The sequence below is a fragment of the Bradyrhizobium cajani genome (assembly GCF_009759665.1).
Lineage (GTDB): Bacteria > Pseudomonadota > Alphaproteobacteria > Rhizobiales > Xanthobacteraceae > Bradyrhizobium > Bradyrhizobium cajani.
This window is the reverse complement of sequence record NZ_WQNE01000002.1, coordinates 40,872-56,320: the sequence shown is the minus strand read 5'-3', so window position 1 is coordinate 56,320 and position 15,449 is coordinate 40,872. Positions and strand designations below refer to the sequence as shown.

The 15,449-nt window shown below is 65.9% G+C and carries 12 protein-coding genes; 7 read left to right on the top strand and 5 right to left on the bottom strand.

Features of this window, described 5'->3' with window-relative positions; translation table 11 throughout:
- Positions 1–66 precede the first annotated feature (66 nt).
- The 3 genes from GPL20_RS02985 to GPL20_RS02975 all read right to left on the bottom strand — a co-directional run bounded on the left by GPL20_RS02985 (position 67) and on the right by GPL20_RS02975 (position 3,368).
- Complete coding sequence (locus GPL20_RS02985; protein ID WP_157327600.1) at positions 67–1,137, bottom strand: hypothetical protein; 1,071 nt, start codon at positions 1,135–1,137, stop codon at positions 67–69.
- A 103-nt stretch (positions 1,138–1,240) separates the two neighbouring features.
- Positions 1,241–2,734, bottom strand: coding sequence for a flavin-containing monooxygenase (locus tag GPL20_RS02980; RefSeq protein ID WP_157327598.1), 1,494 nt, complete (start codon positions 2,732–2,734; stop codon positions 1,241–1,243).
- A 184-nt stretch (positions 2,735–2,918) separates the two neighbouring features.
- Positions 2,919–3,368: a cupin domain-containing protein gene (locus GPL20_RS02975; RefSeq protein WP_157327596.1), complete on the bottom strand. Its 450-nt coding sequence runs from the start codon at positions 3,366–3,368 to the stop codon at positions 2,919–2,921.
- 187 nt (positions 3,369–3,555) lie between these two features.
- On the opposite strand from GPL20_RS02975, the gene GPL20_RS02970 reads away from it, so the two are divergent.
- Positions 3,556–4,581: an AraC family transcriptional regulator gene (locus GPL20_RS02970; RefSeq protein ID WP_157327594.1), complete on the top strand. Its 1,026-nt coding sequence runs from the start codon at positions 3,556–3,558 to the stop codon at positions 4,579–4,581.
- A gap of 16 nt (positions 4,582–4,597) precedes the next feature.
- Here GPL20_RS02970 and GPL20_RS02965 read toward each other — a convergent pair whose 3' ends face one another.
- Both GPL20_RS02965 and GPL20_RS02960 read right to left on the bottom strand, forming a co-directional pair.
- Positions 4,598–6,454: an ATP-binding protein gene (locus GPL20_RS02965; protein WP_157327592.1), complete on the bottom strand. Its 1,857-nt coding sequence runs from the start codon at positions 6,452–6,454 to the stop codon at positions 4,598–4,600.
- A gap of 153 nt (positions 6,455–6,607) precedes the next feature.
- Positions 6,608–7,240: a cupin domain-containing protein gene (locus GPL20_RS02960; RefSeq protein ID WP_157327590.1), complete on the bottom strand. Its 633-nt coding sequence runs from the start codon at positions 7,238–7,240 to the stop codon at positions 6,608–6,610.
- A 218-nt stretch (positions 7,241–7,458) separates the two neighbouring features.
- Between GPL20_RS02960 and GPL20_RS02955 the strand changes: the two genes are divergently transcribed.
- The 6 genes from GPL20_RS02955 to GPL20_RS02930 all read left to right on the top strand — a co-directional run bounded on the left by GPL20_RS02955 (position 7,459) and on the right by GPL20_RS02930 (position 15,379).
- Positions 7,459–9,150 carry a peptide ABC transporter substrate-binding protein gene (locus GPL20_RS02955; RefSeq protein ID WP_157327588.1) on the top strand — a complete coding sequence of 564 codons (1,692 nt, stop codon included), beginning with the start codon at positions 7,459–7,461 and terminating at the stop codon, positions 9,148–9,150.
- A gap of 27 nt (positions 9,151–9,177) precedes the next feature.
- Positions 9,178–10,128, top strand: a complete 951-nt coding sequence (locus GPL20_RS02950; RefSeq protein ID WP_157327587.1) for an ABC transporter permease — start codon at positions 9,178–9,180, stop codon at positions 10,126–10,128.
- 2 nt (positions 10,129–10,130) lie between these two features.
- Complete coding sequence (locus GPL20_RS02945) at positions 10,131–11,006, top strand: ABC transporter permease (RefSeq protein WP_157327585.1); 876 nt, start codon at positions 10,131–10,133, stop codon at positions 11,004–11,006.
- A 43-nt stretch (positions 11,007–11,049) separates the two neighbouring features.
- Entirely contained in the window at positions 11,050–12,378 is a 1,329-nt protein-coding gene (locus GPL20_RS02940) for an NAD(P)/FAD-dependent oxidoreductase (RefSeq protein WP_157327583.1), read from the top strand.
- A gap of 13 nt (positions 12,379–12,391) precedes the next feature.
- Complete coding sequence (locus GPL20_RS02935; RefSeq protein ID WP_157327581.1) at positions 12,392–13,318, top strand: 2-hydroxyacid dehydrogenase; 927 nt, start codon at positions 12,392–12,394, stop codon at positions 13,316–13,318.
- Between the two features lie 201 nt (positions 13,319–13,519).
- Entirely contained in the window at positions 13,520–15,379 is a 1,860-nt protein-coding gene (locus GPL20_RS02930; protein ID WP_157327579.1) for an ABC transporter ATP-binding protein, read from the top strand.
- Positions 15,380–15,449: the final 70 nt, after the last annotated feature.

Sequence of the window (15,449 nt, the reverse complement as noted above, 5' to 3'; positions counted from 1 at the left end):
TTCCCGATGACGAGGGAGTGAGAGGGCGAGCCTACGACGTCCAGTAGCAGTTGCAACCCGCATTCCTCAGCGCGGCTTGATCTCCGCATATTTTGCCATGGCGCGCTCGAACTTCCGGTTGAACAGCCACATCGCGGCGAGGATCTCGCGGAAGCTGGCCGAGCTGCGCGCCCGGTCGGCCTGTCCGAATGCGAAGATGCTGTTGTTGCGCAAGTGCTTCATGATCGTGGGACTGGATACCCTGTAGTTCAGGAGATCGCCGGACTTGAGCGCGGACTTGGTCGGGGTGGGAACGATCTGGATCAGCTCGAACAGCTTCATCTGGTCGATCGGGTCGGGCAGCGTCTTCACGATTCCCGGGATATCCCGGAACAGATCCGCATGCGCATTCATCAGGCCGTCGCGCACGTTGGTCCAGTGATTGAAGCGGTGATCGGTGCCGCGGGCCCGGGCCTCTTCCTTGTCGTCGCGCGCACTCAGCCCCGGATCGATCGCCGCGATCTCTCCCTTGATGGTCTCCCATTTCCTGCGGCCGTTGCGGTCTTCGGACGGGCCGGTCTGGAAGCTGCCCATATAAGTGTTCGAGCGCGCATTGCGGACATTCTGCTTGCCGTTGGTCTCCGCAAAGAACAGCCCGAGGCTGATACGGCCGGCGATGTCTGCCTGCGCTGACGAAAGGCCCTTGGCGCGCGCAATCGCAACGGCGAGATCGACCACGTCCTTGAACGGCGTAGCGGAGTTCTGCGCCCCCGCGGGCGGCGCCTCCATGATCTCGAACAGCCCGGCATATTCGTCGATCAGCGGTTCGATGGCGGCATCGAAATAGGCCGGGGGAATTTCGAACTTGTTGGGCTTTCCGATTCTGGAGGGAATGGCGTCCGTGAGATCCTTGTAGGTGCTGATGACGGCGACGCGTGCCAGATAGAGCGCCTGTCCCGGCAGATTCGGTAGCGGCTGCTTCGCCTCGATCTGGCGGCGCCGCTCGGCCAGGATGGATTTGAAGTCGCCGAGCGCGCGATCGTAGGCCGCAACCGCATCCGATTGCCGGGTCGTGAGCGCACCTTGTCCCAGGGCTGGTGTCGCGAGAAGCAGGGCAAGCGCCGCGATGAAAGCGGCGGCATGACGTCTTGGTTCCATCGCAGGCTCCCGGGGCCGATCGATTCGGCGGCGCCGGGAAGCGTAGGCATTACAGCGCAGGCTGGCGAGCCGCGAGTTCGTGACGGCGGCAATTTGCCAGCCTTCACGCCGTCACGCGGTACTCCGGCGCGGAAGCCAGGAACGTCGCATAGGCATCGGCGTCCGGCGGCTGGAAGTGGCCTGCAGGCCCGCTGCGCTTCCTCTGCCTGGTACCGATGTCGGCCATCAGCTCGTCGAAATGACGGTAGTGATAGGGCGCGACGCACAGGCCGCCATAGACGCCTGCGGCCGGCCGTTCGACGCGCTTGAAGTGCAGCATCATCTCGATGTTGTCGCGCATCTGCCGCGCCGTCGGCTGGTTCGCGAGCTGGCCGTCGGCATAGCGCACCAGCCAGTTCGCCGCGAGATCGGCGCAGAGCACGGTGCAGAACGACGAGTTGAAGCCGACGAAGCCGAGTTCCGGCAGGTCGGGATTGGCGATCAGGCGATAGAGCCGGTACTGCCCGTCGGCATCGACCAGCTTCTCCTGATAAGCCGCAGGCAGGAACGGCACGCCGAGCTTGTAGCCGATCGCGAGCACCGCGACATCGGCGCTGATGCGCTCGCCGCCGCTCATCACGATGGTGTCGCCCTCATAGTGATCGAACGTGCCGAACACCGCCTTGATGCGGCCGTCGGCGAGCATCGGATAGAAATCCGGTGTGGCGATCGGCACCGAGCAGTTGACGCCGTCCTCGATCCGTTCCTTCGGCACCATCTTGCATTGCTTCAGCTTGAGCTGCGCCTTCAACAGGCTCTCCAGCCCGCGCCAGTTGGCCCAGACCAGCGGTGCGGCGAGGCGGTGCGCGAGCCGCGCCATCGTGCCGATGCCCCAGCCCGGAAACATCTCCTCCTGCGCGCGGATGTAGAGGATGCGCTTGAAGTTCACGAGACCGCCGATGAAATAGGGGATGCGCCAGACCGGCTCGCGCATCACGATCGTCACCTCGCGCGCGCCCGATCTTACCGCGTTGACCGCAATGTCGGTGGCCGATTTCGATCCGCCGAGCACGACGACGCGACGCCCTTTCGCCAGCGAAGCGTCGTTGTATTTCGACGAATGCAGGACCTGTCCGCCTTGCGCCAGAAAGCCCTCTTCGCCCGGGCAATGCAGCTCCCGCGGCTCGTTGAACTGCCCGGTGCAGACTGCGACGAAATCGAAATTCTCGTTCGCTGTCACGCCGTCCTTGCCGCTCAGCGCGAGCGTCCAGCCCGGCCTGCCGTCAGCGCGGCGTTCCATGCCGACAACCCCGGTGTTGAGGCGCAGCATGCGGTCGAGGCCGAAGCTCTTCGCATAATCGGAGAGATAGGCATGGACCTGCGGCCCGGTCGGCCATTCCGGATAGGCGTCCGGCATGGCGCGATCGGTGTAGCGGTAGAGCTCCTTCGGGCTCTGCGTCTGCACCTCCGGATAGGAGCGCGCAGGCTCCCAGACGCCGCCGAGATCGGTGCTGCGCTCGACGATGGTGACGCGGTGGCCGCGGGTGGAGAACGCTTTCGCAGCGGCAAGGCCGGAGACGCCGGCGCCGATCACGCAGACATGCTTGGGGCTGACCATGGATTTGCTCGCAATCAGGATGTTTGGACACAAGCGGCCACGTTCGGCCGCAAGGCGCGGCCGGCGGGGCAGCAGTTGAAGCGGACGAGGAGGCCGGCTGCCTCGAGCATGATCCGGAAAGGTGCGTAGCGGGTTTCCGGAAAGATCATGCTCAAACAACAACCTAAAGCGCGATGATGGCGCTTTAGTCGTTGGCTTCGGGCGGCAGGAAGTCGACCTCATGCAGCGCCGAGATGCGCACCACCTCGGCAGGGTCGGTCAGATTGTGGAGCTGGTTGAACAGCGCCTCCAGTTTCTGCATTGGCGAGACCCAGAACAGCGCGCGGCACGGCTTGTCGGATTTGTTGAAATAGCCGTGCGGAATGCCGCGCGGCATGCGCACGAGATCGCCGGCGTGGGCCTTGACCCATTGGCCGTCGAGCTTGAGGTCGAGCGTGCCTTCCTGCACCAGGATGAACTCGTCCTGGGTCGGATGGATGTGCACCGGCACGAACTGGCCGGGATCGCTGTTGGTCTCGAACGCGAAGGTGGAATCGGTGACGGCTTTGGGGAAATAGACCTGACCCAGAATATTCCAGGTCTTGCCGCCATAGCCCGTGCCGTTTGCGGTAATGCCCTTTTCGAGTGCAGTCATGCTCGCCTCCTCATGGATTCCGGCGGGGACCGAGCTTCGGCCAGCTGTGGGCCGGCTGTCTATCCGCTAAACGAATCCGGGCGCCGCTGTTGCCATGCAGCACGACGATTTTGCGACCCGGCCCTTTTCGCGTCCGGGGAACTATTATAGGCTTAAAGTAATTCCGGGACGCGAAGCGTGGTCGACGATGTCCGCAGCCGAGCTGGAGATGAGCGCAAGAGCGTCCGGAGCGGAAAGGCTCACGGACTACGCTCGCGTCACCACGGACGACGTCGAGGAGGCTGCCGAGCAGATCGGGCGCATCTTCTGCCCCCACGATCTCAAGCCGGCACGGCCGCGCGCGACCGGCTTCTCCGCCCGGCATAATTGCGCGGCCTTCGACGGCTTTTCGATCAACTATGTCGCCTATGGCGGGCCGGTCACGATCGATCCCGGCTGCCTCGATCGCTTCTTCCTGGTGCAGATCCCGCTTGCGGGAACAGCCCAAATTCGCGCCGGCATTCGCGAACTCGAGACGGCGCCCGGGCGAACCGCCTCGCTGTTGTCGCCGACGATCCCGACCCGGATGGTGTGGACCGACTGCGCGCAGGCGATCCTGCTGCTGGACCGCCGCATGGTCGAGCAGCGCGCCGCGGCGCTGTCCGGTCGGGCGGCGGGCCCGGTCGAGTTCGACCCCGCGATCGATCTGGGCTCGCCGGCAACGCGCAGCCTCCGGACAGGGCTCGACGAGCTGATGATGCTCGCCGAACGTGTCGGCCCTTCGCGCAGGCTTTCGCCGGTCGCCATGGCCGACTGGCGGGAGACGCTGCTCGATCATCTCCTCAATGGCCAGCGGCATGGCCTGTCAGATGCGATCAGGACGTTCTCAGGGCAGGCCGAACGCCTGCCGCGAGCGCTGCGCAGCGCGCGCGATTGCCTTGAAGCCAAGGCCTGCGAGCCGCTAGACCTCGCGCAGCTCGCCTGCGTGTCCGGCATCGGCATCCGCGCGCTCCAGCTCGGCTTCCGCCGGCATTTCGGCGTGTCGATTTCGCAGATGCTGCTCGATATCCGTCTGGCGCGGCTTCACGCCGGACTCTCGCACGCCGCTCCCGACGTCTCCATCACCGACATCGCCTTCGACCTCGGCTTCACTCATCTCGGCCGCATGGCCGGCGCCTATCGGGAAAAATTCGGCGAGACGCCGTCGGCGACGCTGCGCCGCAAGATGAGCTAGCGGAAATCGGCCAAGCCTATTTTCGCAATCGCGTTGCACCGTCATCTTCGGATGCCTGCTTGCGCAAGAAGCGCTCGACATCGGCCTGCACCGAATACGGCGTCGGGATCGGGTCGCCGACGGAATCGACCGCGGTGTCGAGGCAGCGGCGCAGCATGCGCGCGAGCTCGGCCTTGCGGTAGGGCTTTCGCAGCAACGGCGCACCCATCGTGGCGCGGCCCTGCGCATGGAGCGAGTCGTAGGCGTATCCCGAGGTGAACAGGACCCGCAGGGACGGCCGCGCGGCCACAATCTGCTCGGCGAGCTCGCGCCCATTCATGCCGCCGGCCATGACGATGTCGGTGAAGAGCAGGTCGAACGCGGTGCCTTCGGCCGCGATGTCCAGCGCCTCAGTCGCGTTGGCGGCAGGGACGACCTTGTAGCCGAGGCTCTCGAGCTGGACCGTGACGTATTGGCGGACATCGCGGTCGTCCTCGACGCAAAGGATGATTTCCTGACCTCCGACGATCTTGCGATCGTCATAGCCGGTCGGACGCAGCGTGCTGGTCTCGGCCTTCGGCAGGTAGATCGTGAAAGTCGTGCCGCGGCCTTCCTCGGAAGCGACCTTGATGCCGCCGCCGGATTGCTTGACGAAGCCGAACACCATGCTGAGCCCGAGCCCCGTGCCCTTGCCGATCTCTTTGGTCGAGAAGAACGGATCGAAGATCCGCGCCAGAAGGGGAGGCGGGATGCCCGTGCCGGAATCGGCGATCTCGATCTCGACATAGTCGCCGGCGTAGCCGGCACCCACCGCCAAAGCCTCGCGCACACCGAACACGACGTTGCGCGTCGTCAGCGTGAGCTTGCCGCCGTCCAGCATCGCATCGCGGGCGTTGATCGCGAGGTTGAGCAGCGCCGAGCTCAGTTGGCCGCGGTCGGCGTAGGCGAGCCAGACGTTGCCGTCGAACCTGGTCACGATCCCGATCTTCTTGTCGAAGGTTGCCAGCAGCAGCTTTGTCAGCTCCTCGATGAGCTCGTTGACGTCGATCTCGGCCGGCTGGAGCGCCTGCTTGCGCGCAAAGGAGAGCAGGCTGGACGTCAGCGCGGCGCCGCGATCGGCCGCCTCGCTGATCAGCTTGGTGATGGTCGCGAGTGGCGGGTTGTCCTTCACGGCGTCGGCGAGGATCTCGATCGTGCCCGTGATCACGGTGAGCATGTTGTTGAATTCGTGCGCGATGCCGCCGGTGAGCTGGCCGACCGCCTCCATCTTCTGGGCCTGGATCAACTGCTCCTCGGCGGCGCGCTTCTGGGTGATGTCCCTGACAAAGGTGTTGACTATGGTGCGCTCTCCCAGCCGCAGCGCCGTGCTGGACGCCTCGGTCAGGATCCGATCGCCGTTCCTGTGGATCAAGGTCACTTCGAAGCGCGCGCCGGCCGGCGTATCCGACAATTCCGGCACGAGCCGCATCATGCGTTGCCTGAAGCCGGCGCGAAGCGGCTCGGCAACGACGAGGTCGACGACATCGGTGCCGACGGCCTCCTGCCTGGTCCACCCGGTCAGGGCCTCGGCCTGAAAGCTCCACTCCAGAACGCTGCCGGTCTGGTCGGTCTGGATGAAGGCGTCGAGCGCGGTCTTGATGACGGCTTGCGTCATCTGCGCGGGGGCGGTGCTGGCCCTGGCCTGATCGGCGGCTTGCCCGGCGTCGATCGTGCGTGTGCACAGGCGCGCGAGCAGTACGGCAACGACACCGCTCGCCAGCAAAGCGATCAACTGGGGCAGGCCAAACCGGTACGGCGCGGCGCTGCCGGACACGGCGTAGGAGGCGATGAGGGCCGCGGCGGTCACGACGGCCTGCGCGGTCATCGCGAGTGTCAGAAGCCCCCTGAGTTTCATGGTCTCACACCAAAGACGCCAGCCGCCGACCGCCCCGGCTGCCCCGTTGAGGGGACCGGCATCATGTGAGCTACAAGCTCCCTGCGTCTCCGTCGAGGGTCAATTTCCGTACTGCGGCCCGGCGGGCGACGCCGGAAACAAATCTCGAGGGATTCAACCTGCCGGCGAAACGGTCTGGTGCAGCGTCGTCACCCAGATGGCGCGCGCCACCTGCTGGGTCGGATTGTCGAACATGTGCGGCACGATGCTCGGAAAGCGGAAGCTGTCGCCGGCCTCGAGCCGATGGGCCTGGTTGTCCAGCCACAGCCGCAGGCTGCCCGACAGGATGTAGCCGGCCTTCTCGCCGGTGTGCTGCAGGAAGTCGGTGCCGGAGGAGGCGCCGGGATTGAGCGTGAGCTCGTAGAGCTCGAGCTGGCCTTTGCCATCAGGCGTGAGCGCTTCCTTGACCACGCCGCTGGCGGTGAGCCGCAGCAGGCGGCGGTTGTTCTTGCGCACGATGTAGCGCTGCACGTCGGCGGGATCGCTGGTCTCGAAGAAATACGAGATGGGAACGTCGAGCGCGATGCTGAGCAGGCGCAGCGTGCGGATCGACGGCATGGCGCGCGCGCGTTCGAGCTGGCTGATCATTCCGGTGGAGAGGCCGGTCTTGTTGGCGACGTCCTGGATCGAGAGGCCGGCGCGCTGACGCAGCAGCCGCACGGTTTCGCCGAGGCGCTGGTCGACCGCATCGTCGGTCTCGATCGTTGGAGCGTCCTTCGTGCCGTTGGTATCGCCGCGACCGTTCATGTCGCACTCCCATGCATCGTCTCGCCGCCGGACCGCATCGTCCGGAGCTTCAGTCAGAGTGAAAAGATTGCGCATCCTAGCAAGGTGATTGACAGCTGTATTTAGTCATGATGAAATTTTGGCTGAAAAATTTAGAAGCACTAAAGCCCACTCCTGTCCCTTTGCCGGGGTTACGGGGGCGCGGGAGAGGTGCCGTGTGCGACAACGGAGAGTGGATCATGGCAGGCGACACCGGCAAGTTCGGCGTTGGGGCAGTGTATCTCGGTATTCCGAATCGTCGTCAGTTCTTTCAGCTCGGCGCCGGCGCCGCGGCGGGATGGACCCTTGCAGGCAACGCCTTCGCCCAGACCGAACGCCCGACCAATCCGCCGGACAAGCCGCGCGGCCAGGTGATCGCGGCACTGTCGCAGGAGCCGACCGTCTTCCACCCGCTGATGCCCGGCATCGAGGTCGATCAGGGCATCTGGTGGCAGGTGTTCTCGCTGCTCTGGTACATCGATCCCGAGGGCAATTTCGTTCCCGATCTCGCCCGCGAAGTCCCGACCATCGAGAATGGCGGGCTGTCGGCCGACGGCCTGACCTGGAAGATCAAGCTGCGCAGCGACGTGAAGTGGCACGACGGCACGCCGTTCACGGCCGACGACGTCAAGTTCTCGCTCGAGCTGATCAACAATTCCGATTTCCGCGCGCGCAGCCGCGTCGGCCATAGCCTCGTCAAGGACATCAAGGTCGTGGCGGCGGACGAGATCCACTGGCGAATGGAAGCGCCCTATTCGCCCTACATGTCGATCCTGGGATCGCTGACCTTCATCGTGCCCAAGCACATCCTGGAGAAGGTTCCTGATCCGAACGCCTCGCCGTTCCACAACGCGCCCGTCGGCACCGGGCCGTTCCGCTGGGGCGAGCGCGTGCCCGGCGACCACATCCTGCTCAATGCGCACACCGGCTATCACGGCAAGGGGCCGTACGTCGAACGCGTGGTCTTCAAATACATTCCCGACCTCACCGTGCTCTACACCCAGTTCCGCACCGGCCAGGTCGACTACACCGGCCTGCAAGGCATCCTGCCGAACTTCGTGCAGGAGGCGAAGACGTTGAAGGGCCGCAAGATCTTCGTCTCCGCGACGTCCTCGGTGGAGCATATCGCGCCCAACCTGGAGTTCGGTCCCTTCGCCGACCGCGCGGTGCGCGAGGCGCTCTACCTCGCCATCAACAAGCAGGCGATCATCGACGCGCTCTATTACGGCCTGCCGACACAGACCGAGAGCTTCGTGCCGCAGCAGGCGTGGTCGTTCCAGAAGGGCCTGCCGCAGCACAAATATGATCCCGCCAAGGCCAACGCGCTGCTCGATGCGGCGGGATGGGTTCGCGGCTCCGGAGGCATTCGCGAGAAGGGCGGCGTCAAGCTCGAATTCACCAACTCGACGACGTCGGGCAACGCGGTGCGCGAGCAGACCCAGCAGCTGCTGATCCAGGACTGGCGCGCGATCGGCGCTGCGATGCGCGTCAACAACATGCCGGCGGCGGTGATCTGGGGCGATTTCTGGCAGCAGTCGAAATTCAACTCGGTGCTGGTGTCGGTGAACTTCATGCTCGGCAGCGATCCCGACGTGACGCCGCGCTTCGGCTCCGGCGCCATTCCTGCCAAGGGCGGCCGCGGCTACAACACCTATCAGTACAAGAGCCCGGATGCCGACCGTCTCCTCGCCGAAGGCGCAAAGCAGTTCGACCTGGGGCAGCGCAAGACCACCTATGGCGATCTGCAAAAGCTGATCCGGAGCGATCTCGCGATCCTGCCGATGTTCCAGGGCTTCATCGCCGAAGGCGTGAAGGAAGGGCTCCAGGGCTTCCGCCCCAACATCAACACGTCGATCAATTGCTGGAACGTCCGCGAATGGTACTGGGCCTGATGCGGCCGGTGTGCGGGATCGTCTGAGATGGCCCGTTACGTCGTCAACCGCCTGGCGCAGGCGATCATGCTGCTTGTGATCGTCTCGGCGATCGGCTTCGCCATCCTGCATCTGGCGCCCGGCGGTCCGCTCTCGCAATTCGCAGCCTCCGCGCAGATGACGCAGGAGGACCTCGACCGCGTCACCAAGCAGCTCGGGCTCGATCGCCCGCTGCCGATCCAGTATCTCGACTGGTTCGGCCGCATGCTGAAGGGCGATTGGGGCAAGTCCTATCGCGACGGCGAGGCAGTGCTGTCGGTGATCTCCTCGCATCTCGGCGCCACGCTGGAGCTGATGGCCACGGCGACCATCATTGCGGTCCTGCTCGGCTGCTGGATCGGCATATTAGGGGCGTTGCGCCGCTATTCGCTGTTCGACACGCTCGCGACCGTCGGCGCCATGATCGCGCTGTCGATCCCGACCTTCTGGTTCGGGCTCGTCACCATCTACGTGTTCTCGGTGAAGCTCGGCTGGCTGCCGGCCGGCAACCGGCACACCGTCGGCGACGGCTCCTTGCTCGACCTGCTGCATCATTTGATCGCGCCGGCGCTGGTGCTGGCGCTGGTTGAGACCGCGATGTGGGGGCGCTTCATGCGCTCCTCGATGCTCGAGGTCATCAACCAGGATTACATCCGCACGGCGCGCGCCAAGGGCATGCCGGAATGGCGCATCCTCACCGTGCACGCCTTGCGCAACGCGTTGCTGCCGATGATCACGGTGGCCGGCCTTCAGCTTCCGACGCTGCTCGGCGGCGCGCTGGTGGCCGAGACCGTGTTCACCTGGCCCGGCATGGGGCGCCTGTTCCTCGATTCCATCGGCTATCGCGACTATCCGGTGGTGATGGGCATTTTGATGTTCTCGGCGACCATGGTGCTGATCGGCTCGCTGCTCGCCGACATCTTCTATGCCGTCGTCGATCCGCGCATCCGGGTGGGCTAGGAATGGCAACTGCGGCTCTCTCCACCGTCCAGCTCGCGCCCGGCCAGGCCGCCTGGCGGCGCTTCCGCCGCCATCGCCTCGCACTCGCGGGCGCGGTGATCATCCTGGTTCTCGTCCTCGGCTCGGCGTTCGGTCCCTATCTCCTGCCGTTCGACGACACCTATATCGACGTCATGAAGCGGTTCGCGCCGCCGCTGTCCGGCGCGCACATTCTCGGCACGGACGAACTCGGCCGCGACGTGCTGGCGCGGCTGATGATGGGCGCGCGTGTCTCGCTTTCGATCGGCATCGTCGCGATGGTGATCGCGATGGCGGTCGGCATCGTGGTCGGCGCCTTCGCCGGCTTCTATGGCGGCGTGGTCGGTGCGGTGCTGATGCGGCTCGTCGATGCCGTGCTGTGCTTTCCGACGATCTTTCTGCTGATCGCGCTGGCGGCGCTCACCGAGCCTGGTCTCGTCACCACCACCGTGCTGATCGCGGCGACTGCCTGGATGTGGGTGGCCCGCGTGGTCGAGGCCCAGGTGCGCTCGCTGCGCGAGCGCGAGTTTGCGGTCGCCGCGCTCGCCTTCGGCTCGTCGAACCTGCGGATCATGTTCCGCGAGCTCGTGCCCAATGCGATCGCGCCGATTGTGGTGGCGGCGACGCTGAACGTCGCCAAGGCGATCCTGCTGGAATCCTATCTCAGCTATCTCGGCTACGGCATCCAGCCGCCGGCCGCGAGCCTGGGCAACATGCTCAACAATGCGCAGATCTATCTCGCCAGCGCGCCGTGGCTTGCGATCGCGCCGGGCGTCGCCATCACGCTGGCGGTGACGAGCTTCAACTTCCTCGGTGACGGCCTGCGCGATGCGCTCGATCCGCGGATGAACATCCCGTGACGAGAAAACCCGCTTCGATCGAACTGAATATCTGGAGTGCCCCATGTCCCCGCCGCTCAACCGTATAAATAGCGATGAACGCCTCCCGGCGCAGGCGGACGTCGTCGTCATCGGCGGCGGTGTGATCGGCGTGTCGGCGGCGTATCATCTGGCGAAGAAGGGCCTTTCCGTCGCGCTGGTCGAGAAGGGGCATGTCGGCGGCGAGCAGTCGAGCCGCAATTGGGGCTGGTGCCGCCAGCAGGGCCGCGCCCGCGAGGAGATCCCGCTCGCCCGCGAGGCGCTGCGGCTGTGGGAGGACATGCAGAACGACGCAGGTGTCGATGCCGGCTTCCGCCGCACCGGTGTGCTGTTCCTGACCAAGAGCAAGGACGAGCTCACCGGCTGGGAGCGATGGGCGGCGATCGCACGCGAGCAGCAGGTGCACTCTTCCATCCTGACGCCTGCGGAGATTGCCGAGCGCATGCCCGGCAATGCCGACCAATGGGTCGGCGGCCTGCACACGCCGAGCGACGGCCGTGCCGAGCCCTCGATGGCGGTGCCGGCGCTCGCCACGGCCGCGCGAAAACACGGCGTCACCATCCATCAGGGCTGCGCCGCGCGCGGGCTGGAGACGCAAGGCGGAAGGGTCAGCGCCGTCGTCACCGAGAAGGGCACCATTCGCACGCAATCGGTGCTGCTGTCGGGCGGCGCATGGTCGTCGCTGTTCTGCCGCCGCCACGGCATCGAGCTGCCGATCGGCCTCGTCAATGCCACCGCATGCCGGACCACGCCGGGGCCGGAGATCACCTCGGGCGCGCTCGGCACCGACTTCTACTGTATCCGCCGCCGCCTCGACGGCGGTTTCACGCTGGCGCTGCGCAATCGCGGCACAGTCGAGCTGTCGCCCGACCTGTTTCGTTACGCCCGCACCTTCTGGCCGACCTACCAGCATCGCAAGAACGGATTGAAGCTGTCGTTCGGCAAGTCGTTCTTCGATCAGATCATGCGCGGCACCAGCTGGAGCTTCGACAAGCCGTCGCCGTTCGAGGCCGAGCGCGTGCGCGATCCGGCGCCCGACATGTCGCTGGTCAATGCGGCGCTCGCGTCGCTGATCAAGTCGAACCCGGAATTGAAGGATATCGAGATCGCGGAAGCCTGGGGTGGCACGATCGACTGCACACCGGACACGATCCCGGTGATCTCGCCGGTCGATGCGCTGCCGGGCTTCTTCCTCGCCACCGGCTTCTCCGGCCATGGTTTCGGCATCGGCCCCGCGGCCGGCAAGCTCGCCGCCGACATCGTCACCGGCTCGACGCCGCTGGTCGACCCGGTCGCCTACAGCCACAAGCGCATGATCGACGGCCGGCGCCTGGCGCCGGTCAGCCCGTTCTGAGAGCCTTGGCCGTATGACGGTTCTGTACAAGGCCAACATGGTGCGCGGCGCGGAGTGGGCCCGCTTCTTCGCGGAGCGCGCGCCTGACGTGCCGTTCCGGCTCTGGCCCGACATCGGTGATCCCGCCGAGGTGCGCTATCTGGTGGCGTGGGTGCCGCCCGATGACATCGCGACGGCGTTCCCGAATCTCGAGCTGGTCTTCTCGGTCGGCGCCGGCGTCGATCAGTTCGACGCGACCAAACTCCCGGCGCACATTCCGCTCGTTCGCATGCTGGAGCCCGGCATCGCCGAGACCATGGTCGAATATGTCACCACGGCTGTGCTCGCGCTGCATCGCGATCTCCTGCACTTCATCGCCCAGCAGAGGGAGCAGGTCTGGCGCGAGATCCGGATCACGCCGGCGAAGCGGCGGCGTGTCGGTGTGATGGGGCTCGGCCAGCTCGGCCAGGCCGTGGTCGAACGCCTCAAGGCGTTCGGCTTTCCGCTGCTCGGCTGGAACCGTTCGCCGCGCGCGATCGCGGGCGTCACCTGCTATTCGGGTGTGGAGTCGCTGCCGGATTTCCTGTCGCAGACCGACGTTCTTGTCTGCCTGCTGCCGCTGACCGACGAGACCCGCGGCATTCTCAATGCCGACCTGTTCGCGCGACTGCCGCGGGGCGCCGGGCTCGTCAATGTGGGGCGTGGCCCGCATCTCGTCGAAGCCGATTTTCTCGCGGCCCTCGACAGCGGCGCGCTCTCGGGTGCGGTGCTCGACGTCACCGATCCCGAGCCGCTTCCGGCCGGCCATCCGTTCTGGAGCCACCCGCGCATCCTGCTGACGCCGCACAATGCCAGCATGACGACGCCGGACACGGCCGTCGATTTCGTGCTCGACGTCATTGCACGCCACCGTCGCGGCGAAGAGCTGCCGGGGCGCGTCGACCGTACGCGTGGCTATTGAGGGTGTGATGGCGATGGGAATATCGGTGCAGCCACGGGCGTGCTTCACCTCTCCCGCTTGCGGGAGAGGTCGCGCCAAAGGCGCGGGTGAGGGCTCTTTCCTCTTGGGGGTTCTTCATTGCGGAGACACCCTCTCCCCAACCCTCCCCCGCACGCGGGGGAGGGGGCGCACTTTCTCCGCAGCAGGCGTTAGGAGCTCCGCATGAGCACCCGCGCAATCAGGTCCGACCAAATCGCGGCTGCCCCGGTGCTGTCGGTCTCGGGCCTCACCACGTCGTTCATGCTCGAGCGGCAATGGATCCCCGTCGTTCGCAATGTGTCGTTCGAGATCGCGCCTCGCGAAACCGTGGCAATCGTCGGCGAGTCAGGCTCGGGCAAGAGCGTTACCGCGCTGTCGATCATGCGGCTCGTTCCGAAAGAGATTGGCCGCATCGAGGGGCGTGTCACGCTCGCGGGCCGAGATCTGCTGGCGCTGCCTGAAGCAAGCATGAAGGATATCCGTGGCAACGACGTCGCCATGATCTTCCAGGAACCGATGACGAGCCTCAATCCGGTGCTCACCATCGGCTTCCAGATCGCGGAGGCGCTGATCCAGCACCGCGGCCTGTCCCGTGCGGCGGCGGAGGCCGAGACCATCCGCCTGCTCGATCGCGTCCGCATTCCCGCGGCGAGATCGCGCTTCCACGAGCATCCGCATCGCTTCTCCGGCGGCATGCGCCAGCGCGTGATGATCGCGATGGCGCTGGCCTGCAAGCCGAAGCTCCTGATCGCGGACGAGCCGACCACCGCACTCGACGTCACGATCCAGGCCCAGATCCTGGAGCTGTTGAAGGAGCTTCAGCAGGAGGAGGGGATGTCGATCCTCTTCATCACCCACGACATGGGCGTGGTCGCCGAGATCGCAGACCGCACCGTGGTGATGTATGGCGGGCAGGCGGTGGAGACGGACGCGACCGCGCGCATCTTCGCAGCCCCCGCGCATCCCTACACCCGCGCACTGCTTGCCGCCGTGCCGCGCCTCGGCTCGATGGACGGGCGCGCGCGGCCGATGCGCTTTCCGATCGTCGACAAGGCAACGGGCGCCTCGGATGAGCCCGCGGAGACGCCCGACACGGTCTCGGCCGCCGAGCGTCCGCTGCTCGAAGTCGCCGGCCTCACCACGCGCTTTCCGATCCGCTCAGGCCTGTTCGGCAAGGTCTCGGGCCGCGTCCACGCCGTCGAGAATGTCTCCTTCACCTTGCGCGCGGGCGAGACGCTAGCGCTGGTTGGCGAGTCCGGTTGCGGCAAGTCGACCTCGGGCCGCTCGATCCTGAGGTTGCTCGAGCCGGACAGCGGCACCGTCCTGATCGACGGCCAGGACGTCCTCGCCATGAATGGCCGCAGCTTGCGCGATTTCCGCAAGCAGATGCAGATCGTGTTCCAGGATCCGTTCGCGAGCCTCAATCCGCGCATGTCGGTGGGAACGGCGATCGCAGCACCCTTGCTCGCCAACGGACTCGCGTCGGCGACGCAGGCGCGCGACGAGGTCGCCGATCTGCTCGTGCGCGTCGGTCTTGCCGCCGACATGGCCGCGCGCTTTCCGCATGAATTCTCCGGCGGGCAGCGCCAGCGCATCTGCATCGCCCGCGCGCTCGCGCTTGGGCCGAAGCTCATCGTCGCGGACGAAGCCGTCTCGGCGCTCGACGTCTCGGTCAAGGCCCAGGTCGTCAATCTGATGCTCGACCTTCAGGCCAGCATGGGCCTTGCCTACCTCTTCATTTCCCACGACATCGCGGTCGTCGAGCGCATGAGTCACCGCGTCGCGGTGATGTATCTCGGCGAGATCGTCGAGATCGGCCCGCGCGCGGCACTGTTCGGCAATCCGCAGCATCCCTACACGAAGAAGCTGATGGCCGCCGTGCCGGTGCCTGATCCATCACGGCGCGGCACGCGTCGCGAAGCGTCGAACGACGAGATCAGAAGTCCCGTGCGCGCGCCGGACTACCAGCCGCCGGCCCGCCAATATCGCGAGGTATCGCCCGGCCACGTCGTGCAGGTCTGGGGCGAGGAGTGGTCGGCCTGACGCGGCAACTCCCCGCTGCGCTCGCGTATCGCGGCAACGCAGAATCGTCCTCCGGATGTTGTGACTGCCG

Coding starts and splice junctions, on each gene's coding strand:
- GPL20_RS02955 (WP_157327588.1), top strand. CDS start 7,459: ATGGCAGGCGACACCGGCAAGTTCGGCGTTGGGGCAGTGTATCTCGGT.
- GPL20_RS02940 (WP_157327583.1), top strand. CDS start 11,050: ATGTCCCCGCCGCTCAACCGTATAAATAGCGATGAACGCCTCCCGGCG.
- GPL20_RS02960 (WP_157327590.1), bottom strand. CDS start 7,240: ATGAACGGTCGCGGCGATACCAACGGCACGAAGGACGCTCCAACGATC.
- GPL20_RS02980 (WP_157327598.1), bottom strand. CDS start 2,734: ATGGTCAGCCCCAAGCATGTCTGCGTGATCGGCGCCGGCGTCTCCGGC.
- GPL20_RS02935 (WP_157327581.1), top strand. CDS start 12,392: ATGACGGTTCTGTACAAGGCCAACATGGTGCGCGGCGCGGAGTGGGCC.
- GPL20_RS02950 (WP_157327587.1), top strand. CDS start 9,178: ATGGCCCGTTACGTCGTCAACCGCCTGGCGCAGGCGATCATGCTGCTT.
- GPL20_RS02985 (WP_157327600.1), bottom strand. CDS start 1,137: ATGGAACCAAGACGTCATGCCGCCGCTTTCATCGCGGCGCTTGCCCTG.
- GPL20_RS02970 (WP_157327594.1), top strand. CDS start 3,556: ATGTCCGCAGCCGAGCTGGAGATGAGCGCAAGAGCGTCCGGAGCGGAA.
- GPL20_RS02930 (WP_157327579.1), top strand. CDS start 13,520: ATGAGCACCCGCGCAATCAGGTCCGACCAAATCGCGGCTGCCCCGGTG.
- GPL20_RS02975 (WP_157327596.1), bottom strand. CDS start 3,368: ATGACTGCACTCGAAAAGGGCATTACCGCAAACGGCACGGGCTATGGC.
- GPL20_RS02965 (WP_157327592.1), bottom strand. CDS start 6,454: ATGAAACTCAGGGGGCTTCTGACACTCGCGATGACCGCGCAGGCCGTC.
- GPL20_RS02945 (WP_157327585.1), top strand. CDS start 10,131: ATGGCAACTGCGGCTCTCTCCACCGTCCAGCTCGCGCCCGGCCAGGCC.